Source organism: Glutamicibacter sp. NPDC087661 (assembly GCF_044743275.1).
Lineage (GTDB): Bacteria > Actinomycetota > Actinomycetes > Actinomycetales > Micrococcaceae > Glutamicibacter.
Window position 1 is genome coordinate 346,176 of sequence record NZ_JBIUWE010000004.1, and the last position, 25,219, is coordinate 371,394.

General features: G+C 62.3%; 21 protein-coding genes and 1 pseudogene. 16 read left to right on the forward strand and 6 right to left on the reverse strand.

The genetic code is table 11. The features are described 5' to 3' along the window. Nucleotides 1-249: 249 nt before the first annotated feature. From gcl to ACIOTN_RS13115, 9 genes and pseudogenes are all read left to right on the forward strand, one after another. Nucleotides 250-2,043, forward strand: coding sequence for a glyoxylate carboligase (gcl, locus tag ACIOTN_RS13075; protein ID WP_133833930.1), 1,794 nt, complete (start codon nt 250-252; stop codon nt 2,041-2,043). Nucleotides 2,044-2,194: 151 nt separating this feature from the next. Then, entirely contained in the window at nt 2,195-3,577 is a 1,383-nt protein-coding gene (gene allB, locus ACIOTN_RS13080) for an allantoinase AllB (RefSeq protein WP_133833931.1), read from the forward strand. A gap of 249 nt (nt 3,578-3,826) precedes the next feature. Next, entirely contained in the window at nt 3,827-4,144 is a 318-nt protein-coding gene (locus ACIOTN_RS13085) for a hypothetical protein (protein ID WP_133833932.1), read from the forward strand. Nucleotides 4,145-4,203: 59 nt separating this feature from the next. Continuing rightward, on the forward strand, nt 4,204-4,422 hold the full coding sequence (locus ACIOTN_RS13090; protein ID WP_133833933.1) for an LPXTG cell wall anchor domain-containing protein: 219 nt from the start codon (nt 4,204-4,206) through the stop codon (nt 4,420-4,422). Nucleotides 4,423-5,038: 616 nt separating this feature from the next. Next, the gene (locus ACIOTN_RS13095) at nt 5,039-5,953 is read left to right on the forward strand and encodes a PIG-L deacetylase family protein (RefSeq protein ID WP_133833934.1); all 915 of its coding nucleotides are present in this window, start codon (nt 5,039-5,041) and stop codon (nt 5,951-5,953) included. Beyond that, the gene (locus ACIOTN_RS13100; RefSeq protein WP_133833935.1) at nt 5,953-6,873 is read left to right on the forward strand and encodes an ATP-grasp domain-containing protein; all 921 of its coding nucleotides are present in this window, start codon (nt 5,953-5,955) and stop codon (nt 6,871-6,873) included. The genes ACIOTN_RS13095 and ACIOTN_RS13100 overlap by 1 nt, the downstream gene beginning before the upstream one ends. Before the next feature lie 80 nt (nt 6,874-6,953). After that, complete coding sequence (locus tag ACIOTN_RS13105) at nt 6,954-8,234, forward strand: glycosyltransferase (RefSeq protein ID WP_402735468.1); 1,281 nt, start codon at nt 6,954-6,956, stop codon at nt 8,232-8,234. Then, nucleotides 8,231-9,541, forward strand: a complete 1,311-nt coding sequence (locus ACIOTN_RS13110; RefSeq protein ID WP_402735469.1) for a hypothetical protein — start codon at nt 8,231-8,233, stop codon at nt 9,539-9,541. Before ACIOTN_RS13105 ends, ACIOTN_RS13110 begins: the two co-directional genes overlap by 4 nt. A 407-nt stretch (nt 9,542-9,948) precedes the next feature. Continuing rightward, nucleotides 9,949-10,632 (forward strand): annotated as a pseudogene (locus ACIOTN_RS13115) (sigma-70 family RNA polymerase sigma factor); the annotation flags it as partial. Nucleotides 10,633-11,147: 515 nt separating this feature from the next. On the opposite strand, the gene ACIOTN_RS13120 reads toward ACIOTN_RS13115, so the two are convergent. Continuing rightward, nucleotides 11,148-12,119 carry a hypothetical protein gene (locus ACIOTN_RS13120; RefSeq protein WP_402735497.1) on the reverse strand — a complete coding sequence of 324 codons (972 nt, stop codon included), beginning with the start codon at nt 12,117-12,119 and terminating at the stop codon, nt 11,148-11,150. Here ACIOTN_RS13120 and ACIOTN_RS13125 point away from each other — a divergent pair. The 3 genes from ACIOTN_RS13125 to ACIOTN_RS13135 all read left to right on the forward strand — a co-directional run bounded on the left by ACIOTN_RS13125 (nt 12,118) and on the right by ACIOTN_RS13135 (nt 13,412). After that, complete coding sequence (locus ACIOTN_RS13125) at nt 12,118-12,411, forward strand: hypothetical protein (protein WP_402735498.1); 294 nt, start codon at nt 12,118-12,120, stop codon at nt 12,409-12,411. The genes ACIOTN_RS13120 and ACIOTN_RS13125 overlap by 2 nt on opposite strands. A gap of 71 nt (nt 12,412-12,482) precedes the next feature. Next, on the forward strand, nt 12,483-13,013 hold the full coding sequence (locus ACIOTN_RS13130) for an ASCH domain-containing protein (RefSeq protein WP_402735470.1): 531 nt from the start codon (nt 12,483-12,485) through the stop codon (nt 13,011-13,013). A 102-nt stretch (nt 13,014-13,115) separates the two neighbouring features. After that, nucleotides 13,116-13,412, forward strand: a complete 297-nt coding sequence (locus ACIOTN_RS13135; RefSeq protein WP_105662322.1) for an antibiotic biosynthesis monooxygenase — start codon at nt 13,116-13,118, stop codon at nt 13,410-13,412. A gap of 74 nt (nt 13,413-13,486) precedes the next feature. On the opposite strand, the gene ACIOTN_RS13140 is transcribed toward ACIOTN_RS13135, so the two are convergent. Continuing rightward, a complete protein-coding gene (locus ACIOTN_RS13140) occupies nt 13,487-14,884 on the reverse strand; it encodes an MFS transporter (protein ID WP_402735471.1) in 1,398 nt (465 codons plus the stop codon). Then, nucleotides 14,881-15,315, reverse strand: a complete 435-nt coding sequence (locus tag ACIOTN_RS13145) for a MarR family winged helix-turn-helix transcriptional regulator (protein ID WP_105658912.1) — start codon at nt 15,313-15,315, stop codon at nt 14,881-14,883. Before ACIOTN_RS13145 ends, ACIOTN_RS13140 begins: the two co-directional genes overlap by 4 nt. A gap of 472 nt (nt 15,316-15,787) precedes the next feature. Between ACIOTN_RS13145 and ACIOTN_RS13150 the strand changes: the two genes are divergently transcribed. From ACIOTN_RS13150 to ACIOTN_RS13165, 4 genes are all read left to right on the forward strand, one after another. Beyond that, the gene (locus tag ACIOTN_RS13150; RefSeq protein ID WP_105658913.1) at nt 15,788-16,438 is read left to right on the forward strand and encodes a cyclodeaminase/cyclohydrolase family protein; all 651 of its coding nucleotides are present in this window, start codon (nt 15,788-15,790) and stop codon (nt 16,436-16,438) included. Then, nucleotides 16,435-17,322 (forward strand): bifunctional 5,10-methylenetetrahydrofolate dehydrogenase/5,10-methenyltetrahydrofolate cyclohydrolase, encoded by an 888-nt coding sequence (locus ACIOTN_RS13155; RefSeq protein ID WP_402735472.1) that lies wholly within the window; start codon nt 16,435-16,437, stop codon nt 17,320-17,322. The genes ACIOTN_RS13150 and ACIOTN_RS13155 overlap by 4 nt, the downstream gene beginning before the upstream one ends. Before the next feature lie 645 nt (nt 17,323-17,967). Further along, nucleotides 17,968-18,675 carry an aldolase/citrate lyase family protein gene (locus ACIOTN_RS13160; protein WP_402735473.1) on the forward strand — a complete coding sequence of 236 codons (708 nt, stop codon included), beginning with the start codon at nt 17,968-17,970 and terminating at the stop codon, nt 18,673-18,675. 243 nt (nt 18,676-18,918) lie between these two features. Next, nucleotides 18,919-19,635, forward strand: coding sequence for an NADPH-dependent F420 reductase (locus ACIOTN_RS13165; protein ID WP_105658915.1), 717 nt, complete (start codon nt 18,919-18,921; stop codon nt 19,633-19,635). A 180-nt stretch (nt 19,636-19,815) separates the two neighbouring features. On the opposite strand, the gene ACIOTN_RS13170 is transcribed toward ACIOTN_RS13165, so the two are convergent. From ACIOTN_RS13170 to ACIOTN_RS13180, 3 genes are read right to left on the reverse strand one after another with little or no spacing between them, the layout of a single operon-like run. Beyond that, nucleotides 19,816-22,335: an FAD-dependent oxidoreductase gene (locus tag ACIOTN_RS13170; RefSeq protein ID WP_105658916.1), complete on the reverse strand. Its 2,520-nt coding sequence runs from the start codon at nt 22,333-22,335 to the stop codon at nt 19,816-19,818. A 43-nt stretch (nt 22,336-22,378) separates the two neighbouring features. Further along, nucleotides 22,379-23,770, reverse strand: coding sequence for a flavin reductase family protein (locus tag ACIOTN_RS13175; RefSeq protein WP_105658917.1), 1,392 nt, complete (start codon nt 23,768-23,770; stop codon nt 22,379-22,381). Beyond that, nucleotides 23,767-25,071, reverse strand: coding sequence for an SRPBCC family protein (locus tag ACIOTN_RS13180; protein ID WP_402735474.1), 1,305 nt, complete (start codon nt 25,069-25,071; stop codon nt 23,767-23,769). Before ACIOTN_RS13180 ends, ACIOTN_RS13175 begins: the two co-directional genes overlap by 4 nt. Between the last annotated feature and the right edge of the window lie 148 nt (nt 25,072-25,219).

The window sequence follows — 25,219 nt, forward strand, 5'->3', positions numbered from 1 at the left end:
CGGCGGGGACAACTAGGTAACCCGCTTCTTCAGCTAGCGGCCGCGCAATACCGGCTACGCTCCGGTGCCGCCGGGCCCCTGGTACACGGCAGGGGCCCGACGCACCGTATCCGCTGCGCAATGGGCTTTGTTCCAGTTCATCGCCGCTAGCTGGTGCTCAAGGAAGCGGCGTTGTGGTGACTCATGCACCTTGGCTTCCCGCCGTAGGTATCCTTCTTTTCTTCTTCTCGTTCCAAAGGACGTATTCCCATGCCTAAGATGCGCGCAATCGACGCCGTCGTCCAGATCCTGGCCAAGGAGGGCGCCACCGAGGCGTTCGGCCTGCCAGGAGCCGCGATCAACCCGCTGTACTCGGCCATGAAGGCCCACGGCGGCATCCGCCACACCCTGCACCGCCACGTCGAGGGTGCCAGCCACGCCGCCGACGGCTACTCGCGGGCCACCGGCAAGATCGGCCTGTGCCTGGGCACCTCCGGCCCTGCCGGCACCGACATGATCACCGGCCTGTACGCCGCGATCGCCGACTCCATCCCGATGCTGTGCATCACCGGGCAGGCCCCGACCAATGTGCTGCACAAGGAGGACTTCCAGGCCGTGGACATCGAGTCCATCGCCAAGCCGGTGACCAAGTACGCCTCGACCGTGCTGGAGCCGGGACTGGTTCCGGGCACCTTCGCCAAGGCCTTCCAGATCATGCGCTCGGGCCGCCCGGGCCCGGCCCTGATCGACCTGCCGATCAACGTGCAGATGGCCGAAATCGACTTCGACATCGATGCCTACGAGCCGTTGCCGGTCCAGAAGCCGAAGGCCACGCGCGGCCAGGCCGAGAAGATCGTGGACCTGCTGCTCTCCGGAAGCAAGCCGATCATCATCGCCGGCGGCGGCGTGATCAACGCCAACGCCAGCGCGCAGCTGGTCGAACTCGCCGAGGAACTGGACATCCCGGTCTCCCCGACCCTGATGGGCTGGGGCGCCATCCCGGATGACCACCGCCTGCAGTCGGGCATGGTCGGCATCCAGACGCACACCAAGTACGGCAACCAGACCTTCCTGGAATCGGATATGGTGCTGGGCCTGGGCAACCGCTGGGCCAACCGCCACACCGGGGATCTGGCCACCTACCGCGCCGGACGCAAATTCATCCACGTGGATATCGAAGGCACGCAGATCGGCCGGGTGTTCTCCCCGGACCTGGGAATCACCTCGGATGCCGGCGCCGCCATCGAGGCCATCCTGGAAGTCGTGCGCGAGCGTAAGGCCGCCGGCACCCTGCCGGACTACTCGGCCTGGGCCAACGAGGCCACCGCCCGCAAGTCCACCGGGCACCGCAAGACCAACTTCGAGAACGTGCCGATCAAGCCGCAGCGCGTCTACCAGGAAATGAACGCCGCCTTCGGCCAGGACACTACCTACGTGTCCACCATCGGGCTCAGCCAGATCGCCGGCGCGCAGATGCTGCATGTCTACAAGCCGCGCAACTGGATCAACGCCGGACAGGCCGGCCCGCTGGGCTGGACCGGACCGGCCGCCCTGGGCGTCGTGCGCGGCAAGCCGGGGGAAAAGGTCGTGGCCCTCTCCGGAGACTACGATTTCCAGTTCATGATCGAGGAGCTGGCCGTCGGCGCCCAGTTCAAGCTGCCGTACGTGCACGTGGTGGTCAACAACTCCTACCTCGGACTGATCCGCCAATCGCAGCGCGCCTTCGAGATGGATTACCACGTGTCCCTGGGCTTCGATAACATCAACTCCCCGGAAACCAACGGCTACGGCGTGGACCATGTGAAGGTCGCCGAGGGCCTGGGCTGCAAGGCCGTGCGCGTCGAGGATCCGAGCCAGCTGGCTGCCGGATTCGCGCAGGCCAATGCGCTGGCCGAAGAGCACCAGGTGCCGGTTGTGGTGGAAGTGATCCTGGAAAAGGTCACCAACATCGCCATGGGCGCGCAGCTGGATGCAGTCAATGAATTCGAAGACCTGGCTTTGGACGCCGCCGATGCACCAACCGCGTTGGTGCCGATGGCTGCCTCGGCCACCGTGGGTGCGTGAAAGGGCAGTCGTCGCTGACCTGCAACCCGCAAAGTTTGGCGCGGGGCACCGGTTCACCAATACGGGTGTGCCCCGCGCCACAACAACCTAGACTTGGCATAGAGCTGCCGAGCCCCAAGAACACCTAGCAATTAACGAGTAGGAACACCTCATGAGCATCAACGAAGCTGTTGGCCGCACATCGTCCCCCACCGCCACCGGAACCACCTATGACCTGGTGCTGCGCGGCCAGCAAGTGCTGACCGCGCAGGGCATTGGCCCGCGCGAGATCGGCGTGCGCGACGGAAAGATCGTCGCCGTGCAGGAATTGGGTGCCGGACTGGCCGCAGAGCGCGTCATCGAGGTGGCCTCCGACGAGGTCCTGCTGCCCGGACTCGTTGATACCCATGTGCACGTGAACGAGCCAGGACGCACCGAATGGGAAGGGTTCGAGTCGGCGACCAAGGCCGCCGCTGCCGGCGGGGTGACCACCATCGTGGACATGCCGCTGAACTCCATCCCGCCCACGGTGAACCTCGAAGCGCTGGAAATCAAGCGCGCGGCCGCTTCCAAGAACGCCTATGTCAACGTCGGATTCTGGGGCGGTGCCATCCCGGGCAACAAGAAGGATCTGCGCGAGCTGCACGAAGCTGGAGTCTTCGGCTTCAAATGCTTCCTGCTGCATTCTGGAGTCGACGAGTTCCCGTCCCTGAGTGTAGGCGAGATGGAAGAGGACATGGCCGAACTGGCCTCCTTCGACTCGCTGATGATCGTGCACGCCGAGGACTCCGATATCATCGGCAACTCCCCGCAGCCGGTGGGCGGCAAGTACGCCGGCTTCCTGGACTCGCGCCCGCGCGATGCCGAGAACACCGCCATCGCGCAGGTGATCGAGCGTGCCCGCACCACCGGAGTGCGCGCCCACGTGCTGCACCTGTCCAGCTCGGATGCGCTCCAGATGATCCGCGAAGCGAAGGCCGAGGGCGTGCTGCTCACCGTGGAAACCTGCCCGCACTACCTGACCTTGCTGGCCGAGGAAATCCCCGACGGCGCCACAGCCTTCAAATGCTGCCCTCCGATCCGCGAGAATGACAACCGCGAGCTGCTGTGGAAGGGCCTGGAGGAAGGCATCATCGACTGCGTCGTTTCGGACCATTCCCCATCCACCATTGACCTCAAGGATGTGGAGAACGGCGACTTCGGCGTGGCTTGGGGCGGGGTGGCGTCGCTGCAGCTGGGGCTGCCGCTGATCTGGAGCGAGGCGAAGAAGCGCGGACTGAAGCTGGAACAGGTCGTGCAGTGGATGGGCCTGAATCCCGCGAAGCTTGCCGGACTGGGCGCCAAGGGCAGCATCGAGGTAGGCAAGGACGCGGACTTCGCGGTCTTCGCTCCGGAGGACACCTTCGAGGTGGATGTCCAGAAGCTGCACCACAAGAACCCGATTTCCCCGTACCAGGGCAAGACCCTGAACGGCGTAGTCCGCCGGTCCATCATTGCCGGGACCGACGTGGACTTCCAGAATCCAACGGGTCAGCTGATCCGCCGCGAGAGCTAGGAACCGGTACCTCGCAGAGCCCCTGTCCGCAGGACGGGGGCTCTGCCGCGCCGTGGGCAATGATAGCCCCGGCGTGCTTTGGCTACCGCAGATTCGCAGCGTATTCACCGGTGGTACGCAGGCTATTTCCCTGGCGCATAACAAACAGGTATCGATTGGATGTGGCGTTAAAGGATTGGGCTGCCCAGCTCATAGACTGTCAGCACTATGGGGATAGAGCAGCCGTCACTCTGAATACAGGAAATGGGTATGAACGCGATTACTGCTGCTTCGATTATGAGCAAAGAAGTCGACGATCTGGCGTTGGGCGAAGTGGTCCAGGTGTCGCTGGTCTTCGGCGCAATCCTCATGGCTGTGCTCCTTGCCTTCGGGCTCAAGACCTATGCCCATTGGCGCCGGCATGCCAACGGTTCTCCAGCTGATCAGCGTCCGGCCGAGCGTGATGAGGCTCCGAGTCCAGCAAGCGGTACCCGTCAACTCCCAGCACCGCGGATTGAAGTGCTTTCGGCGCTCGGGGACCTGCGCCGGACCGGGGCCTTGAACCGCGGTTTAGAGGACAGCAGATGAGGTAGCCTTCGGAACCGACTGTTGACCCGACTGAGCCAGTTGACCCGACTGAGCCGACTGTGGATCCTACGGAACTTACTGAATCCGATGAAGCCGAGGAAGATCTCGTTCAGAAGGCAGCTCCGGCTGAAGGCTCAGCCGAAGCTCCGCCGCCATCTGAAAAGGATGACAAGCTTGCGGACACAGGTTTCACTGCGATGTACGTGTTGATCGCTGGACTCCTTTTGGCAGCTGCTGGTGTGCTGATTTCTCGGCGCAGCAACCGCCGACATGGCTAAAGCCTAGGATTCGAATGAGGCTGTGAACTGTTCGCGGAGCAGGCTCTTGCGATCGTCGTAGGACCGATCGTCTAGGCTCTTGCAGATAGTTCGCGCATACGCCCGACTGGAATTAATTTTCCGGTCGGGCGTTTTGCGTATCTGGACGATGTGCAAAAAACGGGCAGCTGTTTCAGACCGTCCTGAGCTTGACTCAACCGGCCGGATTATTTGGTGCGTTGCTGATGGCCTCTCCGCCCGGTGTTCTCATCTGAACTTCGCCGGTCTGGTTCCCTCCGCACTGTGAACCTGCAGCGATGAGTCACCAGAATCTAGGACCTCGGTTGAAACCATTAGTGAGCTAACAGTTGTAGCTCTCACTGCCATCGGTATTGCTTGCTCGCCGACACGCAGTTTCGGATTTCCTGCGAAAGTGCCGTCACGAAGTGAACCCAGGCGCCCTCTAACTCTATGGATCCATCGAATGGACACTCGTTGATGGCATGAAAGCATGCGCTTTAGGAATCTCCCAGCAATCCGGGCGCAGCATGGGGATGCGGCTTTCTTCGCTATCAGGAGGACCAGAGCCAAGAACGCAAAGGATCCGCTTCTGAACGCTCCATAGAAAGAGAACGTCATGAGTATGTCACTCGCAATCTTCGGCATTGTGGCCTCTATAACCGCGATCTTCAGTGCATTGAGCCGGCGGGGACGACGATGGCTGGTGCGTGACTTTACGCACTACAAGACCATCCTTGTTGCTTGGATTGCTGGCAACTTGGTGTTCGTAGCCGCGGCCTGCTGGCATCTTCTCTTCCAAGGGCAGTCGGACATCGGGGCAGTCGTGGCCATAATGATGGCCATCTCATTGTTGATTTTCTGCCTGTCCATGTTGACGCTGCAACGAAGGCCTCAGAACAACACCCGTCCGAGACGCTTCCTGGCAGTCGGAGCACATCCTGATGATGTCGAGCTGGCTTGCGGTGCGACCATCGCGAAATTGGTGGATGCCGGCCATGATGTTCGTATCGTGGTCATGTCGCAGGGTGAAAGTGGCGGACATGCTCCTCGCAGGATTCAAGAAGCCCGACGCGGAGCCGGTTACCTGGGTGCCCAGTCCCATACGGTGCGGTCCTTTTGCGATACGCGGCTGTCGGAGAATTCCAACCTGATGGTTGCAGCGATCGAGGAGGAAATCGCTGCTTTCGGACCGGATGTCGTGCTGACTCATTCTGCTACTGATATCCACCAAGACCATGAGGCGGTGCACCGTGCAGTAATGCGCGCCGGGAGGCGACTGCCCTCCATACTCTGCTTCGAGAGCCCCTCGGTGGGCAATGATTTCTCTCCAAGCTTCTTCGTTGACGTCGAGAACTACACCGACGTCAAGGTCGAAGCCATCAAGCTACATGCCGATCAGCGGAACAAGCCCTATATGACCCGTGCGCGGATCGAGTCCATGGCTACTTTCCGTGGCAACCAGGTCAAGCAGCAGCGGGCCGAAGGATTTGAAGTAATGCGCCTCGTATCAACCACAGTGGGAGATTTCTAATGAAGATCCTAGTCACCGGGGTCGGAGGTCCAGCAGGAAGCTCGCTTGCGCGCCAGCTGCACGCGCGAGGACATAGCGTCATCGGCGCTGACATGGTGCCAATAACTGATCCGCTGCTCGACGCCTTCCACCAGGTGCCAGCAGCCGGTCACCAGCAGTACCCCACTCGGCTTCAAGAGATTGTTCTCCAGCACTCAGCTGAACTGGTTATCCCGACCGTCAGCGAAGAACTCCCGGTGCTTTCGGCAGAGAGTATCCGAGAGCTGCTGGAATCGGCCGGAGCCCGATTATTGATTTCCTCGAAAGAATCCGTGCTGATCAGCGACGACAAGTACTACACGATGCTGACTTTGCGAGGGGATAACGTGCCCGTCCCCGATTTTGCCCGGATCAACGCTGGCAGTGGCGAAGCCTTGGCGCAGTTCAGCCCGGAAGAGCAGATCATCATCAAGCCACGCGTATCGCGCGGAGGACGGGGCGTCCGCTTGGCTACGGCAGGAGACCTCGGGGCAGGCCGCGTACCGGCTGGTACGCGGGATCTTGTGCAGCGCTTTGCCCCCGGACGCGAATTCGCGCCGATGATCTTCAGGAACCCTGATTCCGGGGAGATCGAGGTCTGCGTGGTGGTGGAGAAGACCGAGCTGCGCGAGGGGCTCGTGGGCAACGCAGTATCGGTGCGCCGCTGCGAGTCGAATGATCCAATAGCCGCTCATGTTGCGTGGGTGGCCAAGAATGCAGTGCAGTCGCTGGAGCTGGTCGGGCCGGTAGACATGGACGTGCGCCTGGGTGGCGATGGGCAACCGGTGGTGCTCGAGGTCAATGCCCGTTTCGGAGCCAATAGCCAGTCCGCGCCGGAACTGCTGGATGCTGCATTGCGCTTGCTCGGGGTGGCGTCCACAGCGCAAGTTGGCTGTGCATGAGTTCGGCACTCGTTCTTGGCTATTACACACTGACCGCAGTCATCCTTTCCGTCGGTGTGCTCAAGCTGGGGTTGATCCCCTTGGCGTTGCTTTTCGAATGCCGCCGGGGTCTGCTTTTCACCCGCTACGGGAAGCTGTCGTCATTGCCTCCTGGCAGCCCGGCAAACACTATTCTGCGGCCCCGCCGTCGAACCCGGGCGTCGAGGCATTTCGGGCAGATCCCGGACTACAGGGTATCGGTAATCATCCCGGCCTATAACGAGGAAGTGGTATTGCGCGCCTGCGTTGAATCAATTGTCCGAAGCAAGGGAAACCTCGCTGAAGTGGTGATTGTCGATGACGGATCCACCGATGGCACCGCACGGCTGATGCGTGAGCTGGCTCAAGAGCATCGCCTGGTGCAGGCCATCAGCCAGGAGAATGCCGGCAAAGGCGCGGCACTTAATCGTGGAATTGCCCTCGCGACTGGAGAGATACTGGTTTTTGTCGATGCCGACGGAATTTTTTCGCCGGTGACTATTCCGTGGTTGCTCACTGGATTCCGCGATGTGAAGGTGGGGGCGGTTTGCGGTGACGACCGGCCTGTAAACCTGGATAGGGTGCTGACCAAGATGCTTTCGGTCCTTTCGCATCTGGGAACGGGGGTTGTTCGGCGGGCGTTGTCCCTGATTCATTGCTTGCCGGTAGTTTCCGGGAATATAGGTGCATTCCGTGCTGATCTGGTCAGGGATCTTGGCGGGTTCCGCACCGATACGGTTGGAGAGGACTTGGAATTGACCTGGCGCTTCTATGGTGCCGGGTATCGTGTGGCTTTTGAACCACGCGCGATTGTCTTGGCGGAGTCACCTTCTACGCTGCAGGCGCTGTGGAAGCAACGAGTCCGCTGGGCACGGGGCCTGCTGCAATCGATCAAGATACATTGGCGGATGCACGGCAACCCCCGGTTCGGGCCGTTCGGAGTGTTCCTGCTGTTCAATTTTCTCACGATGGTGGTGGTGCCACTGGCTCAGATCCTGGTGCTTGCCGGATTGCTCTATTTCATCCCGGCCGGGCTGATTACCTTCGGCGGCGAAGAAGAAGCAACCTTAATTGGTCGCACCGCGATGGTGGTCGGTTGGATTGGCATCGGAATCACGCTGGCTTCGGTGGTTCTTGGCATTGCGCTGAACACTGCATGGAGGGATTTGGCGAACCTGTGGACCCTACCGCTATGGCCGTTCTATGCCACGGGGATGGGGCTCACCATGCTCGCAGCGGTAGCGTTTGAGATCCGCGGGAGGCCCGCCAAATGGAACAAGCTGCAAAGAACCGGTGTCATTTCCAGCGGTGAGTTCTCTGCCATTCTTGGAAGCGGATCATGAGCGCGGCCAAGATGCAGCGTCAACGCCGGAAACTGGCAATGGCAGCCATAGCGGGCTTGGTGACTTTTCTTTTGCTGGCGGCTGCTTGCTACATGACCAGATTCCCCACTTCTGCAGCGCATCAACCGACCCCGACGCCGGACCCCACGGTGGTCGAGCCGATGCCTCCGCAGCATGCCTGCCAAGATTCCCCTCGCGCAGAGGGCACCAGTTCCCCAGGAGACAACCTCGGCATGCGCCACTCCAAGACAGACACCCAACTTCCCCGATTTTCCAGAGTTGTGAACGTCGGCTTTGAAGATATTACCGCCGAAGATCCTGCCCGTATCCCGGAAATTGCCCGTCGATTAAATTCGGTCAGTGCGACAGGAGTATCGCTCTCCATTGGACGTCTCGACTGGGTGGCTTTCCCCTGGCCAGCCCAACGCGATGTCGAATCCAGCGAAGTCGCGCAAACCGGACGGGACTATGTTGCTGAAGCGATTAGTGCCTTCCGCTGCGATGAGCAGGGTAGACCTCGAACAATCTACTTGAATATCGATACGTTGCTGGGCAGAGAGCTGGAGCGCCGTCCATCGCTAGCAGGAATCAACTCCGAGGGGCATCCTTCCAAGAACTGGGCAAGTATCTCGGCGTGGAAAGAGGATGGACTTGATACCAGGCTTGTCGAGCTGGTTAGTGAAGCCGTTCGGCGCTATGCACCCGATGGCATCAACGTCACGGAGCTGATGTTTCCCAGCTACACGTTCGGCGAGGATGACTTGGAGAATTTTGCGAAGTCCAGCGAGCTCCCTGATTGGCCGAGGTCTGCTGACGGAACGATTGATTCCACGTCAGAGCAAATCTACCTATGGCGGTCAAACGCAGTCACCTCGATCATGAAGAAAGTGGCTGGAAGTCTGGACGAAACCGGTCCGGTGCTCACCATGGATGTGCGATCACCTGCCAACGGAGATCCAAGGGGACGCCCTGATTCCGGCCAAGACTACGGGCAGCTTCTGAACGTGGTTGACCGCCTGAACATCTGGAATTTTCGGGGCATCGCATCGTCCAATCGGGTTTCGACGGACGAATTGGTACAGCGGTACATGAAGCAGGAACCTGAAAAGTATTCCTTGGAAATCGGGCTTTGGGAAGGCGCAGGCTCCATGGACAGCAGTTCCGTGAGCAAGGAACTGCTGAATGCCGAGGACCATTCATTGCTGCATGTCTCCGTTACCCCCACTTCGTTAATGGACGACAGCATATGGTCCGCATTGGAGGGTGCTTGGAGCCAGGTTCCTGCTACTCGCCCGGATGCGGACTAATCGCGGAATCTATGCGAATTCCGGCTCGAAGAAAAAATTTCAGATTAATCTGGATTCTTGCGTCATGATTCCCTTTTCCGCGTATCTAAGTGATGTACGCGCTGAACTGGGCAACAAGGAATTATGAGGTTTCGAGACGTCCAGTTGTCTTATGGGGAAGATGCTGACGGGTGGGCGAGTTGCAAGCTTGGGGGATGGAGCTCGCCCACCTTTCAGGATTTTCGAACCCATTTCATAGAGATATTGGAAAAATCCTGATAGGTTCTAAAGGATGAAAATGCCGTCCCAAGTCGGGCGGCATCGTCGACGGGGCATTGGTTGCCGTTTGCCGTTCCGGGGATTGGGGAATCCTTGGGGCGATCGGCGGCGGGTACCGGCGCTGTCGCGTGAAACGTTATGGGGACGTAATGACAATAGATTCTGGGGCACGCTTTGCTGACGTCAGCGATGCGGATTTAATTCGTGGCGTTAGGAACGGAAGCAGCGAGGCCCAGGACCACCTGTATCGACGGCACAGGCAAGTGGCGCTGAACGTAGCGTTTAGGCATACGGACTCTCCTTCCGATGCCGAGGATGTCGTCTCCGAAGCTTTCCTGCGGGTCTTCCGTATCATCGAACGTGGGGCAGGACCTGATGAGTTCTTCCGCGCCTATTTACTGACTGCGGTATCGCGCGAAGCCTTTTCCAGGAACAAATCAGCCTCAAAGCAGATTACCGTCGAAGACGTCCAGGACTTCCTGCCAGGCGATGCGCACGCGGACGAGGCGATGGAACGCCATGAATCCACCTTTGCCATCCTCGCGTTCAAGGCCTTGACCGAGCGCTGGAAGACGGTCCTGTGGCTCACCGAAGTAGAGGAACTGCCGCCGAGAGACGTTGCGCCAATGCTCGGCATGACACCCAATGCGGTTTCCGCATTGGCGGTACGCGCGCGAGAGGGACTGCGCGAAGCCTACTTGGCTGCGCATATGAATGGCCAGTCAGGGTTGCCCGCAAGTTGTTCCGATATTCGTGAACATCTGCCGGCCTTTATCCGCGGAACGCTGGGGAGCCGGAACGAGCGTGGAGTCAAGGCGCACTTGAAGTCGTGCGCGAATTGCGCAGTAGTGTTCGGGGAATTGGACGAAATCGGTGCTACTTTGCGTGCTTTCGTCCTTCCTCTGGTCGTTGGAGGGATTACTGCGCTGGGGATTCCTGCCTCGGGAGGTATTGCAGGAATGGGAGCTTCGGCAGCCACGGCAACGGCTGCTGGTGGAGCTACTGCCGGGACAGCAGCTTCTGTTGCTTCGGGGGCCGATGTGAGTATTGCAGGAGGTAGTAGCCTGGCCGTTACTTTAGGCGTTGGCTTGGTGGGTGTCGCCGTAACAGCGTCCGCCATCGGTCTGATACCGATACTGATCGTGCATGATGAAAGAGAAAGGGCCGCACCCGAAAGCGCAGTCCAGCCCCAGCTGGAAGGAGTCGAAGCCCCGATGGTTGGGGCCGAGCCATCTGCCGTCATGAGCCGTGCCATGTTCTTGCGGGACCTGACTGGGCGAACCGTTCCTGATGCGAAAGACGAATTAGAATTCACAAACCAAGTGGAATCGCCATTCACGAGGCCGTTTTACCCGCTGTCACATGTGCCAGCGGCAAGACCGTCGCCTGAAGCGACCTCTGAATCTACTTTTGAGCCGACTGCGGAGCCAACGGTGGAGCCTTCAGTCGAGCCGACTCCGGAACCGACTCCGGAACCAACTGCGGAACCGACTCCGGAACCAACGGTGGAGCCTTCAGTCGAGCCGGCTCCGGAACCAACCTCGGAACCGACTCCGGAACCAACCCCGGAACCAACGGTGGAGCCTTCAGTCGAGCCGACTCCGGAACCGACTCCGGAACCAACGGTGGAGCCTTCAGTCGAGCCGACTCCGGAACCAACCTCGGAACCGACTCCGGAACCAACCCCGGAACCAACGGTGGAGCCTTCAGTCGAGCCGACTCCAGAACCGACTCCGGAACCAACGGTGGAGCCTTCAGTCGAGCCGACTCCGGAACCGACTCCGGAACCAACGGTGGAGCCTTCGGTCGAGCCGACTCCGGAACCGACTCCGGAACCAACAGTGGAGCCTTCAGTCGAGCCGACTCCTGAATCAACCCCGGAACCAACCCCGGAGCCGACTCCGGAACCAACAGTGGAGCCTTCAGTCGAGCCGACTCCTGAATCAACCCCGGAACCAACCCCGGAGCCGATTCCGGAACCAACCCCGGAGCCGACTCCGGAACCAACGGTGGAGCCTTCAGTCGAGCCGACTCCTGAATCAACCCCGGAACCAACCCCGGAGCCGACTCCGGAACCAACGGTGGAGCCTTCAGTCGAGCCGACTCCTGAACCGACTCCGGAACCAACGGTGGAGCCTTCAGTCGAGCCGACTCCTGAACCGACTCCGGAACCAACCCCGGAGCCGACTCCTGAACCAACCCCGGAACCAACGGTGGATCCTACGGTGAAGCCTTCAGTCGAGCCGACTGCAGAACCGACCCCGGAGCCAACGGTTGAGCCGGAAGACGACCAAGACGGATCTGGATTCCAGGTCATCATGGCACAAGAGGAAGGTGGATTCTTTGCGAATTACACCTTCGATATCAGCGGAGCTTCTGAAAGCGATCCAATAAGTTTCGAGGTGCGGCTCAACTGGCTTTGGGTGGATTACATGACGTACAAGGGGAACTGCGTTCCCTCGAACATGAGAGCTAATTCGTTCAGGCTTAGCTGCGAAGGCCCAGTGACTATAAAGCTGAAACAGTTCTACCTCCTTGGGGGCCGGACTATTGCATTTGAAAGCCAAGGGAACTCGAAGGAGAAGTTCGAATTCAAGATTCCAGGACTCTAGACGCAGTCCAACCGTCCTCCCATAGCCATTCCAGGGCCATGCGGAATCTTCGTGGCGGCTAGGATCGTTCCATGACTGAAAAATCTCTTCCAGTGTTGCCGCCTATCAATGCAGAAGCTGCTGAACAGATGTGGTCTGCGTACCTGGAGAGTAAAGGGATTCCGCGGACCGAGGCACCGCACTATGTCGCCGAATCGTTCGGTGATCATCCTGCGCTTGCCGATGAGCTTCTGGATGAAATGCTGCACGGAACCAAGCGAGCGACTTCATCTCTGGCTAGCGATTATGCCTATTACAACGAACGTGTCCCGCAACCGGAAGACCACTGCATTGTCTGCGATGGGCAAGGGCAGCCGCGAGCAATTTTGCGAGTACTTTCCGTCGAGCGCTCCTCGTTCTTCGAGGTAGACGCGCAGTTTGCCGCGGCCGAGGGCGAAGGGGATCTGTCGCTGGAATACTGGCGCGCAGAACATGAAAAATTCTGGCGCCGTACCCAGAAGTCCATAGGAATCGACTGGATCCCTGAAGACACCGCCAACGCCGGGGGAGAGCTGGTCTTGGAACGCTTTGAAATTTGCTGGCCACAGGAGTATGCCGACTAGCCGGTCGAACTTCGTCACGCTGGCCTGCGGTCGAGAACGCGCGGGCGTAGGGTGGAGACAGAGGGTTTCCCGTGAAAGAAGCCCGGAAAAGAAAGGTTGAACATGTCGATTGTCGTCATCAATGCCCTATCGGTTCCCGGCGAAGCTGGACCGGAACTGGAGAAGCGTTTTGCTGCTCGCAAGCATTCGGTGGATTCTTCACCGGGGTTCGAAGGGTTCAAGTTGCTGCGTCCGGTCAATGGTGGAGACAAGTACTTCGTGTACACCCAGTGGGCAACCCGCGAGGACTTCGAGAACTGGCGTACCCAGCGCGCTGATGCGGCCCATGCTGGCAGTGATGCCAAGAAGCCAGTGGCCAGCGGCGCTGAACTTCTGGAATTCGAGATCGTGGAATTCTAGGCGCTGCAGCCTGCTGGCAACGTCCCGATGCCTTCGTGGTATCGGGGCGTTATCTGCATCCAGGACCTTTTTGCCTACCTGCGTCCCTTGAACTTGCGCCGTGCCGAATCGGCCAGCAACGCAGCACCCAAGGCGATGCAAAGCAGTGCGCCGATCAAGAAGGTCATGTCGATGCCTTCCGGACTGGCCTCGCCATTGAGTCCGGGGTGGGTGGCGATAATGGCCGCGGAAATCGCCGTGCCGAAGGAAGAACCTACAGTACGCAGCACCTGGTTGAAACTTACCGAGCTGCCTAGCTCCTTGGTCGCTACGCTGCGGGCGATCAATGCCGGCATGGCCGCATAGCTTGCGCCCATGCCGATGCCGAAGACCAGCATGCTCAACAGGATCTCCCAGAGCGCCGAGTGGAGCAGCCAGAGCATGGTGCCCGCAGCGGCCATGATGATCGCTCCAAGGGGGAGCATGACCTGGATGCCAACACGTTTTGCCAGTATGCGAACTGTGCGGTTGGCGGCCAAGCTGCCTACCGAGAGCGGGAAGATGACAAATCCTGCCCAGAAGACCGGCAGGCTCAGCCCGTAGCCAGTTGCCGCATCTGCCTGGGCTACCAGTGATGATACGGACATGCCGATATACAGCGCGGCGCCCAGGGCGATGGCCGAGATATTGGCCAAGAGGACTTCGCCCTGCTTGAGCGTGCGCAGATTAATCAGCGGGTGGCCAAGGCTGTTTTCCACCCTCACCCAGATGATCAGCACGATGACCGAGAAAGCGCCCAAAGCAAGCGTTGCAGGTGAAGCCCAGCCCCACTTGGGTCCCTCGGATATGGCCAGCAGCAGGGAAGCGAGGCCCAGCGCCAGCAATCCGGAGCCGATGTAGTCGAAGGGGCGTTGCTCGGCGTGGGTATCGGGGCCTGCAGGAACTACCTTCCACACCACGCAGATGGTGGCCAGCACGAATGCCGCACCAAACCAGAAAGCGTAGGAGTAGTCGAAAATGCCGGCGATGATTCCGGTCAACGGATAGCCGATGCCGATGCCTGAGGCAACTGTCACCGACAAGGTGGAGATGGTGTTCTGCAGGTGCTCGGCCGCTACATAGCGCCTGGCGATGGCGATGGTGACCGGAACAATGCCGTAGGACAATCCCTGGAGCACGCGTCCGGCAAGGAACACGCCAAAGCTCGGTGCGGACGCTGCCATGACAGAGCCTACGAACATGGCCGCCAGCGAGACGAGCAGCAGCCGCTTCTTATGCGGTCCATCGCTGAGGCGTCCCATGATGGGTGTTGCCACGGCGCCGGCCAGCAGATTCACGGTGAGCATCCACTGGGCGGCGGCAATATCGACATTGAACCGCAAGGAAATCGAGGGGACCAGCAGCATGCCCAGCGAGGAGACGATTGCCGTGGCAAGCGCGGCGAAGACCAGCGTGGGCACCAGCGGGCTCTGGTTGGATGCGTTGCGGCTCATGGGCGGACCGCGGTATTGATTTTCTTGAGCGCGGGCAAGGCGGAGCGGATCAGGGAACGGTCCTCCTCGCTCAGGTTCTCGCCCATGGCTTGGAGCAGCGCGGTCCGGCCGAGCAGGATTTCCTGGTCCAGCTTTTGGCGGCCGTCATCGGTGAGCTGGAACCAGAGCTTGCGGCGGTCGGCCTCGTCCCGGTGCCGCTCGATCAGTCCGAGGCCTTCCAATTCCTTGGTCGTCAGCGAGATGGCCTGCTGGCTGACCCCGATGGCCTGGCTCATCCGGGCGGCACTGGCCCGGCCTTCGGTGGCCAAGGTGTGCAGGATTCCCAGTTTGCCCGGGGAGATGGATCGTGCCGTGCGTATCAGGCTCAGCAATGGCGAAAGCACCTCGAGCATTTGCTGGGGAAGGTCTGCGGGCTCGGGATCAATTTCCATAGCTATAGAATACAATTAACTTGTACAAGCTTCTTGTGGAATGCTCGTGAGGCTGCACACTGCCCCGATCCATCGGGCGCGAGAAGGCGGTACTCGCTCGCTTGGCCCCGTGGCTCGCAGGCATGTCGCCGTAGTAAGTGGTTGTCGTTTTGGTGCGCTCCTGATGGATTCCGGCTCGTGCCGCGCACTCCTGGCCCTGCGCCGGGACCGCGTGTGCGCCGCAGGGAAAATGCCTTCCGGGCCCTGTTGGCCGGCATGTGCAAGACCTGGATGGGCTAGCGGGGGATCCGGTCGCGTGGCGCTTGGATGCCGGGGGTGTTCCGGGCGGCAGAAAACCCTTGACCGGCGTTCGGTAGGTGCTCTAGGCTTCAAGATAACCTGATATACCAGTCGGATACTAAGGGGTTCCGGCGGCCTGGACCGTGGTCCTGCGCGCCGGAAATCCCGCCGAACGGTGCAGGGATCAACTTCCATGCGTCCCGAACGAGGGGAAACCCCATTGATCTCCAATGAAACTGTCAGCAGCTACCTTGAGCGGCTTGCCTCGGGCGCCCCGACGCCAGGAGGGGGCGCGGCCGCGGGCCTGCATGCGGCGCAGGGCGCGGCATTGGTGTCCATGGTTGCCGAATTCACTTCCGGACCGCGGTACGCGGACGTCCAGGAGCAGGCCCAGCAGATTTCCGAGCATGCCCGGCTGCTGATGCGCCAGGGGCTCTTCGCCGCTCAGGAAGACGAAAGGCTGTTCGGCGCCCTGGGTGCCGCGTACAAGCTGCCCAAGGAAAGCAGCGAGCAGAAGTCGGAGCGCAGCGCGGCAATTCAAAACGCCACCATCGCCGCCGCCGCACCGCTGGTCTCTACCGTCGAGGCCTCCATTGAGGTCATCAAGCTGGGCCAGCGCCTGCTGCCCATTGGCAACCGATCGGTTCTCAGCGACGTGGCCGCCGCGGCCGAAGCTGCCCGGGCGGCCTTGGCTACCGCGCTGGCCACCCTGGAAATGAACATCAGCTCAATCAAGGACATCGCCCAGCGCGACCGGCTGGTCCAGGCGGCCAGCCAGGCCAGTGAGGCGATCGCCCACGCCGAAGAGCTCAGCGCGCACGCCCGTGCGGTGGTGGCAGCATGACGGCACGCAATCTAGCCGGGCAGCCGGTGGCTGAAGCGATCCGCGCCCGCACCGCAGAACTGGTGGTGCGCATGGCCAGCGAGGGCACCAGTGTCCGGATCGCGGTCGTGCTGGCCACCGATAACGAGGCCACCGCCTGGTATGTGCGCTCGATCGAACGGGCCGCCGCGCAGCTCGGGGTGGACTGCCAGGTCGTGGACCTGACCGGGTCCGGCCAGGAGCAGCTGTCCGAAGCGATCACCGCCTTGAACGAGGACAGTTCGGTGCACGGAATCATCTTGCAGACCCCGTTGCCGCCAGGGGTGGATGCCGCGGCGCTGGTGGCGCTGATCGACCCGGCCAAGGACATTGACGGGGCCAATCCGCTGAGCCTGGGACGGCTCAGTGTCGGCCAGCCGGCCTTCGCCCCGGCTACCGCACGCTCGGTCATCGAGATCCTGGAGCACTACCGGATCCCGCTGCCCGGGCAGCATGTCGCGGTGGTCGGACGCTCTGCGGTGGTGGGCAAGCCGTTGGCCCAGCTGCTGCTGCAGCGCGATGCCACGGTGAGCATCTGCCATTCGAGGACCGTCGATCTGGCCCAGTTAACGAAGTCCGCCGCGGTGGTCGTCATGGCCGTGGGCAAGGCGAACCTGCTTACCGGCAGTGAGGTGGATGAAACCTCCGTGGTGATCGATGTCGGAACCAATATCAACGCTGAAGGCAAGCTGGTGGGGGACGTCCATGCGGCATCGGTGCGCCCGCTGGTGCGGGCCCTGAGCCCGGTTCCGGGGGGCGTGGGCACGGTAACCACGGCGTTGCTGGTCCTTCATGCCGCGCAAGCCGCGGAGGCAAGCCTGCAGGCGGCCCCGGCGAAGGGAGCGCGCATGGCCGGACGCCGGTAGCTGGCTGGCCGGTGTTCCGGGTTCCGCTGCGGGCAAGCCAGCGTGCAGCGGAACCCGGAATGCCGGAACCGCAATTGCCATGGCGAAGCGAATTACGTGCACAGTGCACGCCGGAGGGGAACATGAACTGGGATCTGCCGCCGGCCAGATGCACCACGTGCCGCCGCCGCATCATCGATTGGGAGGTTGATGATGCGGCGGCTTTCTGCTGCCCGCCCGGCAACTTCCCCGGCGGCTCCCTTGCATCTTCCCGCGCTCGAAACCGGTTGCCGGGGCTTCGAGCAAGGACCTGGGTCAGGGCTGTCGACTTCGCAGTTCCGCGGGGTTTCCGACCATCGCGGGGCGGTCAATTCGCAGTGCGCCACAAAGGCCTCGGCGATGTGCTGGTCCGGCCTTGTTGAATCGAGAGTTCATGAAAACAACTGCACCCGTTCGGGTGAATGCTCGGTCCAGGGATCGGTTCTGCGCGCTAGGCTCCGATGCAGTTCAATACAGTTCAACACAGTGCAGCAGTGCTGGAAGCAGGCAGCGCTACGGCATCAGGGATGAAGCGCGCACGTCATGCAGAATCGTGGTGCCCGCGGAAACGGAGTAAGTTCTCTAGGGACTGCTTGCTTTCAGCGTTTGGCAACCTAGGAGAACAACTTGGCACTGTATTCAGCCCGCGGACTTTGGCATTTTCTTGATTCACCGGAAATTCTTGCAACGACATCGAAGTTGGGTTTTGGCTGGCATGGGCTGGACATGCAGCATGGATTGTGGAGCGAGGCCCGGATAATTTCTGTTCTTGCTACTGCGCCAGGTGGAAACATCGCAGTTCGGCTCCGCAGCGGAAGCTACGCGGACATCGGGTTTGCCCTCGACGCGGGTGCTGCTCACATTATAGTTCCCATGGTGAACACGGCCGAGGAGGCCCGGGAAGCAGCCGACGCGGCAAGGTACGCGCCACATGGTGCCAGAAGCTGGGGGCCGATGAACGCACTGTTCGGTGAACCGGTGCTGACCCCGCAGGAAGCGAACGACCGGCTTCATCTGTCGGCGATGATTGAATCCGCTGAAGGATTGGAAAACCTTGAGGCAATCCTTGGAGTCGCCGGTATCAACTCCGTATTCGTTGGGCCGGTCGACTTGGCGATGAGTCTTGGAACCGACGTGGATTCACTGCTTGCTGCCAAGGACTCGCCCCTGGCATTCATAGCAAAAACCTGCCATGACCGCCGAATTGAAGTGGGCGCCTTCGCCGGTTCATCATCAAGAGCCAGTGCTTTCGAAGCCCTGGGCTACGACTGGGTAGCCACCGCCACGGATATGGGCCTGCTGAAAGCCGGTGCCGCGCAAGTACTGGAGAGCTGAGCGGTCACTGAAGTTCCTGCTTCGAAGCGTCTTCGCCTGAGGGCACGCAGGGTGTTTTGGTGCCGGGCGGTTCCTGCCAATGCCACCGGTTGCCGGTCCGGCACCTGCTTTCCGCGAGGCGCACGAAGACCAGCATGGTGCGTAGGGAATTTTGGTGCCCGGAAGGCAGTTCAACCAAAGGGGATAGCTGCTGCGAAGAGCGGCAGGCACCCGCAATGCCGGACTTTGCTGAAGGGAAATGGAATGCCAACGCTGGGAATCATCGGAAGCGGGAATATCGGATCTGCAATCGCCCGATTGGCCGTTGCCGCGAATGTGAACGTGGTGATTGCGAATTCCCGCGGAGTCCAATCGCTGCAGGAACTCGTGGCCGAGCTGGGGCCGCTGGCCGCAGCCGGCACGGTTCAAGAGGTGGCCGAAGCGGGCGAAGCCGTGGTGCTGTCCATTCCGCTCGCTGCGGTACGTGAGCTGCCAGCCGGGTTGCTGCGCGGCAAGACAGTGCTGGACACCAGCAACTACTATCCATCCAGGGATGCACGCATTGCCGAACTCGACAGCGGGACGATGACGACCAGCGAACTGGTGGCGAGCTGGCTCGATGGTGCTCGCTATGTCAAAGCCTTCGGCAACATCCTGGCCCACCACATTCCGCTGCTGGCCCGTCCCGCCGAGGCTGCTGGCCGCTCTGCGCTTCCCATTGCCTCCGATGATTCCCAAGCGAAGGAGCAAGCAGCAGCAATCATCGAACGCCTCGGCTTCGATACGCTGGACGCGGGCGCGCTCGCGGAAACGTGGAAATTCGAGCCCGAATCCGCCGGATATACGCGCATCTACCTGGCGGATTCCACGACCCCGGATGACCAGCTGCTTTCCTCGATTCCAGCGCCAACACCAGCGGACCAGGTCAAGGCAGCACTGGATTCCGCGGCTCGCGTGAATGTTGCCGAACGCGCCTTCTGAGCGGCCCGTTGCCCTCCAGCGGAAGGCCATCCGCGGCCGCTATCGGCAGGGCACCCCTATTAAGAGGCATGAATGCATGGCGTACCGCCTCGGCGTGCAGGCAGCCACGCAGGTTAACGACGACAGGCCGGGCACCGCTCGCATGAGCGGTGCCCGGCCCCGGGTACGTGCGTCTAGCCGCTAGCTGGCCGAAGTGGCCAGCGAAACTCCGCGCAAGCGGTCCATCTGCGGATCGTACAGCGGATCATCGACCACGGTGGCGGCAATCTGCTTGCCGAAGTACTCGATCGCCACCGGGTCTCCGGTTTCCACCGAGATCGGCAGCCACGCGTAGGCGATCGGCTTGCGGACCGTGTATCCGTAGGCGGCGCTGGTGACGTAGCCGGAAGGCTTGCCATCCACGTAGACCGGTTCCTTGCCCAGGACCATGGACACGCCATCATCCACGGTCAGGCAGCGCAGGCGCTTGGTGGCCGCCGCGGCACGTTCGGCCAGCGCCGACTTGCCCACGAAGTCCGCGGTCTTGGCGGCCTTCACCGCGAAGCCCAAACCGGCCTGTTCCGGTTCGTGCTCGCTGGTCATATCGGTGCCGAAGGAACGGAAGCCCTTCTCCAGCCGCATGGAGTTGAACGCCTCGCGCCCGCCGGCAATGATGCCGTGCTCCTGCCCGGCTTCGAAGATCGCATCCCAGAGCTTGGCGCTGACATCCGCCGAGGCGTAGAGCTCCCAGCCGAATTCGCCCACGTAGGACAGGCGCATCGCGGTGACCGGGATGCCGGCGATGGAGATCTGCTTGGTGCGGAAGTACTTCAGCCCCTCGTTGCCCATATCGTCGTCGCTGATCTTGGCCATGACCTGTGGGGCCAGCGGGCCCCACAGGCCGATGCAGGAAGTCCCGGCGGTGATATCGCGAACTGCCACCCACTGGCCCGGGTTGGCCTCATTGAACTTGCGCGCTTCGCGGTCCAGGTAGGCGACATCCACGTTGGAGTTGATGCCGGCCTGGTAGACCTGTTCGGAGAGCCGGGCCACGGTGATGTCGCTGGTGATGCCGCCGGCATGGTCCAGCAGCAGGGTGTAGCTGACCATGCCCGGGGCACGCAGCATATTCGCCGTGGTCAAGCCCTGGAGCATCGGCCCGGCACCGGGGCCGGTGACTTCCACGCGCTTGAGCGGGGTCATGTCGAACATGGCCACCGCGGTGCGGGTCTTCCAGGCTTCCACCGCGGCAATCGGCGAGTGGAACTTGCTTGACCAGCTGTCGCGCTCCGGGGCCGCCCACTCCGCCGGCAATTCATCGAGCAGCGCGGCGTTGGCCTCGTACCAGTGCGGGCGCTCCCAGCCGGTGCCCTCCAGGAAGAAGGCGCCCAGCTTCTGCTGGCGGGAGTAGAACGGGCTGGTGCGCACGGCGCGGGGCTTGGTGCGCGGTTCCAGCGGGTGGCGGACATCGTAGATTTCCACGAAGTTCTGCTGCGAGGTCTCGCTGACGTACTCCTTGGTGGTTTGCACGTCCTCGAAGCGGTTCAGGTCGCAGTCGCTCAGGTCCGTCGTGGAGGTGCCGGTGGTGATCAGCTCGGCCACGGCCTTGGCGATGCCCGGCGCGTGGGTGACCCACACGGCCTCGGCCGCGAAGAAGCCGTCCACTTCCCTGGACTGGCCTACCAGCGAGCCGCCGTCCGGGGTGAAGGAGAAGATGCCGTTGAAGCCGCGCTGGATCCGGGTGTTGCGCAGATCCGGCAGCAGCTCCTGGCTGGCTTCCCATTCGGCGGCGAAGTCCTGCGGGGTGAATTCCAGTGAGGAAGGCATCCGCTCGTGGGTGATCTCTTCCGGGCGGTAGGCCTGCAAGGTGTCCAGGTCCACCGGCATCGGGCGGTGGGCGTAGGAGCCGATGCCGATGCGATCTCCCCACTCGCGGTAGTAGAGGTCGCGGTCCTGGTAGCGCAGGATCGGGCGGCTGGCACCGGCCGGCAGCTCGTTCACTCCGGCCAGCGAGGGCGCCGGGGTGCTCCAGGCGAACTGGTGGCCCAGCGGCAGCAGCGGGATCGAGGTGCCCACCATCTTGCCGATATTCGGTCCCCAGAAGCCCGCGCAGGAGACCACGATGTCCGCCGCGAAGCGCTCCTCGCCGCAGATCACCGCGGCGACCTTGCCGCCGGAGACCTCGATATCGGTGACGATGGTGCGGTCGCGGAACTCGACTCCCGCGGCCTTGGCGCGTTCCATGACCAGCGCGGTGCCCTTGGCGGCCAGGGCCAGCCCGTCGCCCGGGGTGAACAGCCCGCCCAGGACCTTCTCCGGGTTGAGCATCGGGAACTTCGCCAGGCAGGCGGCGGCGTCGATGACTTCGGCGTCGACCCCGTAGGAGCGGTTCCAGCCGGCACGGCGATGCAGGTCGGCCAGGCGCTCATCGGTGGTGGCGATTTCCAGCCCGCCCACCGGAAGGAAGGAACCGCGCCCGTCGGCGCCCACCAGGCCGGTGAGCTTCTCGATGGTGTACTGCGCGAATTCGGTCATGGACTTGGACGGGTTGGACGAGAAGACCAGGCCCGGGGCGTGCGAGGTGGAGCCGCCGGGAAGATCCAGCGGACCCTGCTCGATGACCAGGGTATTGGTGTGGCCCAGCGCGGCCAGTTCGTCTGCGAGGTTGGCGCCGACGATGCCGGCGCCGATGATGAGGATCCGAGGGGAAAGACGGGACATGGGGACTCCTTGAAAGCTGATGGTGTGGTGGTGGCCGGCGCGGCTAGGCGTCGATGACCAGATCCGATTGGGCGGTGGAGCAGCAGGGCAGGAACTTCCCGGCCGCGATTTCACGGGCGCGGATGCCGCCCTGGTGGTTCATCGCCACCTCGCCTTCGAGCTTGACGACCTTGCACGAGCCGCACATGCCCTCCTGGCAGTTGGCGCCGATGCGCACCCCGGCCCGCTGGGCGACACCCAGGATGTGCTCCTGGGAACTGATCCGGACATTCACCGCGGTGCGCAGGAAGGTCATGGTCAGCTCGCCTTCGCCCACGGTGGGGAAGGAAGCGGTATCCGGCGGGTCCTGCGCGGGAACCAGCGGCGCGGCTGGCGGCAGCGGGGCATTGGAATCGACCGCCACCAGCTTCTGGCCGCTGGCCTCGATGGTGCCGCTCTGGTCGTACTCGGGTTCGTACATCCCCAGCTCCGGCGGCTGGCTCTCGTAGAACTCCTCCACGGATTCGGCCACCTCCTCGGCGATGGACCCGGCCAGAGCGATTTCCTCCTGGTATTCGAGCAGCGTCTTGCGGTCCCCGGAGAAGAACTCCATGAACACCGAGGTGTCATCCACCCCGGCCTCGCGCAGCAGCTGGGTGGCCGAATTCAGGTACCCTTCCGGCCCGCAGGCGAACACCTTGCGGCCATTGGCATCCGGGGCCACCGCGTCGATCATCGCCGTGGTCAGCCGCCCGGCAAAGCCCTTCCAGCTCTTGGGCTTGGCCCGGTCGCCCAGCGAGTAGAACACCTTGATCCGCGAATCGACCTGCGCGATGTATTCCAGCTCTGGCCAGAAGGCGAAGTCCCCGGGCACGGTGCCGTGGCAGAGCACCACCACATCGGCCTGGCCGGGCAGCGAGTGGATGGTGCGCACCATCGACATGATCGGGGTGATCCCGGCTCCGGCCGCAAGGAACAGGTAGCGGGCGCGCCGGTCGGAATCGCCCAGGTGGAAGGCGCCCACCGGGCCGAGCATCTCCAGCACCATGCCGGGGCGCAGGTTCTCATGCGCCCAGGAGGAGACCAGGCCCTTGGGATCGCGCTTGATGCTGACATTGAAGGTCCAGGGCACGGTGGGCGCGCTGGAAATCGAGTAGCTGCGGTCCACCGGGTCCTGGTCTTCGCCATGCACCGGGAAGGCGACGTTCAGGTACTGCCCGGCGCGGAAGGCCAGCGGGGCGCCGTCGGCGCGGCGGAAGACGAAGGTCATCAGCCCGCCGGCTTCCTCGATGGTCTGCACGCATTCGGCCAGGAACTCCTGGGGGTGCCATGGTCCCAGCGCGCGGGCCGCGCTCGCCGGGCCTTCCTGGGAACTGAGGACCCGGTTCCACGGCATTTCCAGCCCGCGGATGCGCTGGGCCGCTACGCTCGATGCCAGCTGGGCGCCTGCGCTCATGCCAGGTGCTCCAGCACGCGCTGGGTGTACCAGTTGATGAAGGCCTCGACCTGGTATTCGCTCTTCATGTACGGGCCCGGCTGGTAGGCGGGGCTGGCTGCGCCCTTCTGGCACAGCTCGACGAAGGCCTTGTCCTGCAGGTTGGTCTGCTTCCAGGTGTGGGTGAGCTTCTCCAGATCGTAGTCGTCTCCTTCGACCGCGTCATCGGCCACCAGCCAGGTGGTGCGCACCAGGGTCTGGTGCTCGTTGATCGGGAAGGCGGCGAAGGTGATCACGTGGTCGGACTGGAAATGGAACCAGCTGTTGGGCTGCAGGTGCATGGAGCAGCGGCCCAGCCGGAAGTCGCGCAGCTCGCCGAGCAGCTTCTTGGACAGGCGGTGCCCGTCGGCGGAGAAGGATTCCCCGTCGCCGTCCAGGGATTCGCGGGAGATGCGGATGCCGGCGATGCGGGTGTCCAGCTGCTCCACGACCTCGTAGGGCAATCCGTAGCGGAGGCAGCGTTCCTCCAGGGCCGCCTGGGCTTGCTGGTTGCGTTCCCATACCTCTTCCAGGTGCGGCGGAACGGTGTCGTCGCTCAGCCCCCAGGTGGGGAACAGCGAGCAGGCCAGCTCGGGGTGCCCGTCGCAGTGGTAGCACTCGCGGTTGTTCTCCATCACCAGCTTCCAGTTGCCCTCCTCGATGATGTCCTGCTGGTAGGCGACCTTGGCGCGGGCGATATCGTGCGGGGCCAGGTAGGGCTCGAAGATGCCGGCGACCTCGCCGAAGTCCGCCGGCGGGTCCTGGGCCAGGGAAACGAAGACCAGCCCGGCATGGACCCGGCCGTGGGCGCGCTTGAGCGCGAAGCAGCTCTTGTCGAACTTGCCTTCGCCCGGGGCGGAGGCGTGGATCAGGTCCCCTTCGGGGGAGTAGGTCCACGAGTGGTAGCCGCAGACCAGGTTCCCGGTGCTGCCCGAAGCTTCGGTGAGCACGCGGGCGCCGCGGTGCCGGCAGACGTTGTGCAGCACGTTGACCCCGCCCTCCTCGGTGCGCAGCACGATCAGCGAATGCGGACCGTAGTCCACGGTCACGTAGTCCCCGGGCTCGGGGATCTCGGCAATGCTCGCGGCGAACAGCCAGTGGGTCCCGAAGATGGCCTGCATTTCGACATCGAATACTGAGGGGTCGGTGTACAGCGGGGCTTCGAGCGAGTAGCCCTTGCGCCGGTTGCGGAAGAGTTCGGTGATCTCGGCGAGCTGTTCTTGGTTCACCGACGTAGCGAGCTTCCCACGCGTAGTGCGCGGTGCGCTTACCGAAGCGGTCATCTGTTACTCCTTGGAACACGACGCGGCTGGCGTCCTCGGGCTGTGGTTGCGCGGGCCGATGTGAGGCCGGTCACCGCATGAATCGAGACTAGGAAGAAATAGTCGGCAAGAAAAGCGCAAGAAATTGAACGGAACCGTGCACAATTGG

Bases quoted from the DNA above. Each gene is read 5' to 3' on its own strand.
- ACIOTN_RS13175 (WP_105658917.1), bottom strand. From the start codon at position 23,770: ATGAGCGCAGGCGCCCAGCTGGCATCGAGCGTAGCGGCCCAGCGCATC.
- ACIOTN_RS13135 (WP_105662322.1), top strand. From the start codon at position 13,116: ATGTCGATTGTCGTCATCAATGCCCTATCGGTTCCCGGCGAAGCTGGA.
- ACIOTN_RS13150 (WP_105658913.1), top strand. From the start codon at position 15,788: ATGCGTCCCGAACGAGGGGAAACCCCATTGATCTCCAATGAAACTGTC.
- ACIOTN_RS13120 (WP_402735497.1), bottom strand. From the start codon at position 12,119: ATGATGACCTGGAATCCAGATCCGTCTTGGTCGTCTTCCGGCTCAACC.
- ACIOTN_RS13085 (WP_133833932.1), top strand. From the start codon at position 3,827: ATGAACGCGATTACTGCTGCTTCGATTATGAGCAAAGAAGTCGACGAT.
- ACIOTN_RS13110 (WP_402735469.1), top strand. From the start codon at position 8,231: ATGAGCGCGGCCAAGATGCAGCGTCAACGCCGGAAACTGGCAATGGCA.
- ACIOTN_RS13145 (WP_105658912.1), bottom strand. From the start codon at position 15,315: ATGGAAATTGATCCCGAGCCCGCAGACCTTCCCCAGCAAATGCTCGAG.
- ACIOTN_RS13170 (WP_105658916.1), bottom strand. From the start codon at position 22,335: ATGTCCCGTCTTTCCCCTCGGATCCTCATCATCGGCGCCGGCATCGTC.
- allB (WP_133833931.1), top strand. From the start codon at position 2,195: ATGAGCATCAACGAAGCTGTTGGCCGCACATCGTCCCCCACCGCCACC.
- ACIOTN_RS13125 (WP_402735498.1), top strand. From the start codon at position 12,118: ATGGCACAAGAGGAAGGTGGATTCTTTGCGAATTACACCTTCGATATC.
- ACIOTN_RS13140 (WP_402735471.1), bottom strand. From the start codon at position 14,884: ATGAGCCGCAACGCATCCAACCAGAGCCCGCTGGTGCCCACGCTGGTC.
- gcl (WP_133833930.1), top strand. From the start codon at position 250: ATGCCTAAGATGCGCGCAATCGACGCCGTCGTCCAGATCCTGGCCAAG.
- ACIOTN_RS13100 (WP_133833935.1), top strand. From the start codon at position 5,953: ATGAAGATCCTAGTCACCGGGGTCGGAGGTCCAGCAGGAAGCTCGCTT.
- ACIOTN_RS13180 (WP_402735474.1), bottom strand. From the start codon at position 25,071: ATGACCGCTTCGGTAAGCGCACCGCGCACTACGCGTGGGAAGCTCGCT.
- ACIOTN_RS13095 (WP_133833934.1), top strand. From the start codon at position 5,039: ATGAGTATGTCACTCGCAATCTTCGGCATTGTGGCCTCTATAACCGCG.
- ACIOTN_RS13155 (WP_402735472.1), top strand. From the start codon at position 16,435: ATGACGGCACGCAATCTAGCCGGGCAGCCGGTGGCTGAAGCGATCCGC.
- ACIOTN_RS13130 (WP_402735470.1), top strand. From the start codon at position 12,483: ATGACTGAAAAATCTCTTCCAGTGTTGCCGCCTATCAATGCAGAAGCT.
- ACIOTN_RS13165 (WP_105658915.1), top strand. From the start codon at position 18,919: ATGCCAACGCTGGGAATCATCGGAAGCGGGAATATCGGATCTGCAATC.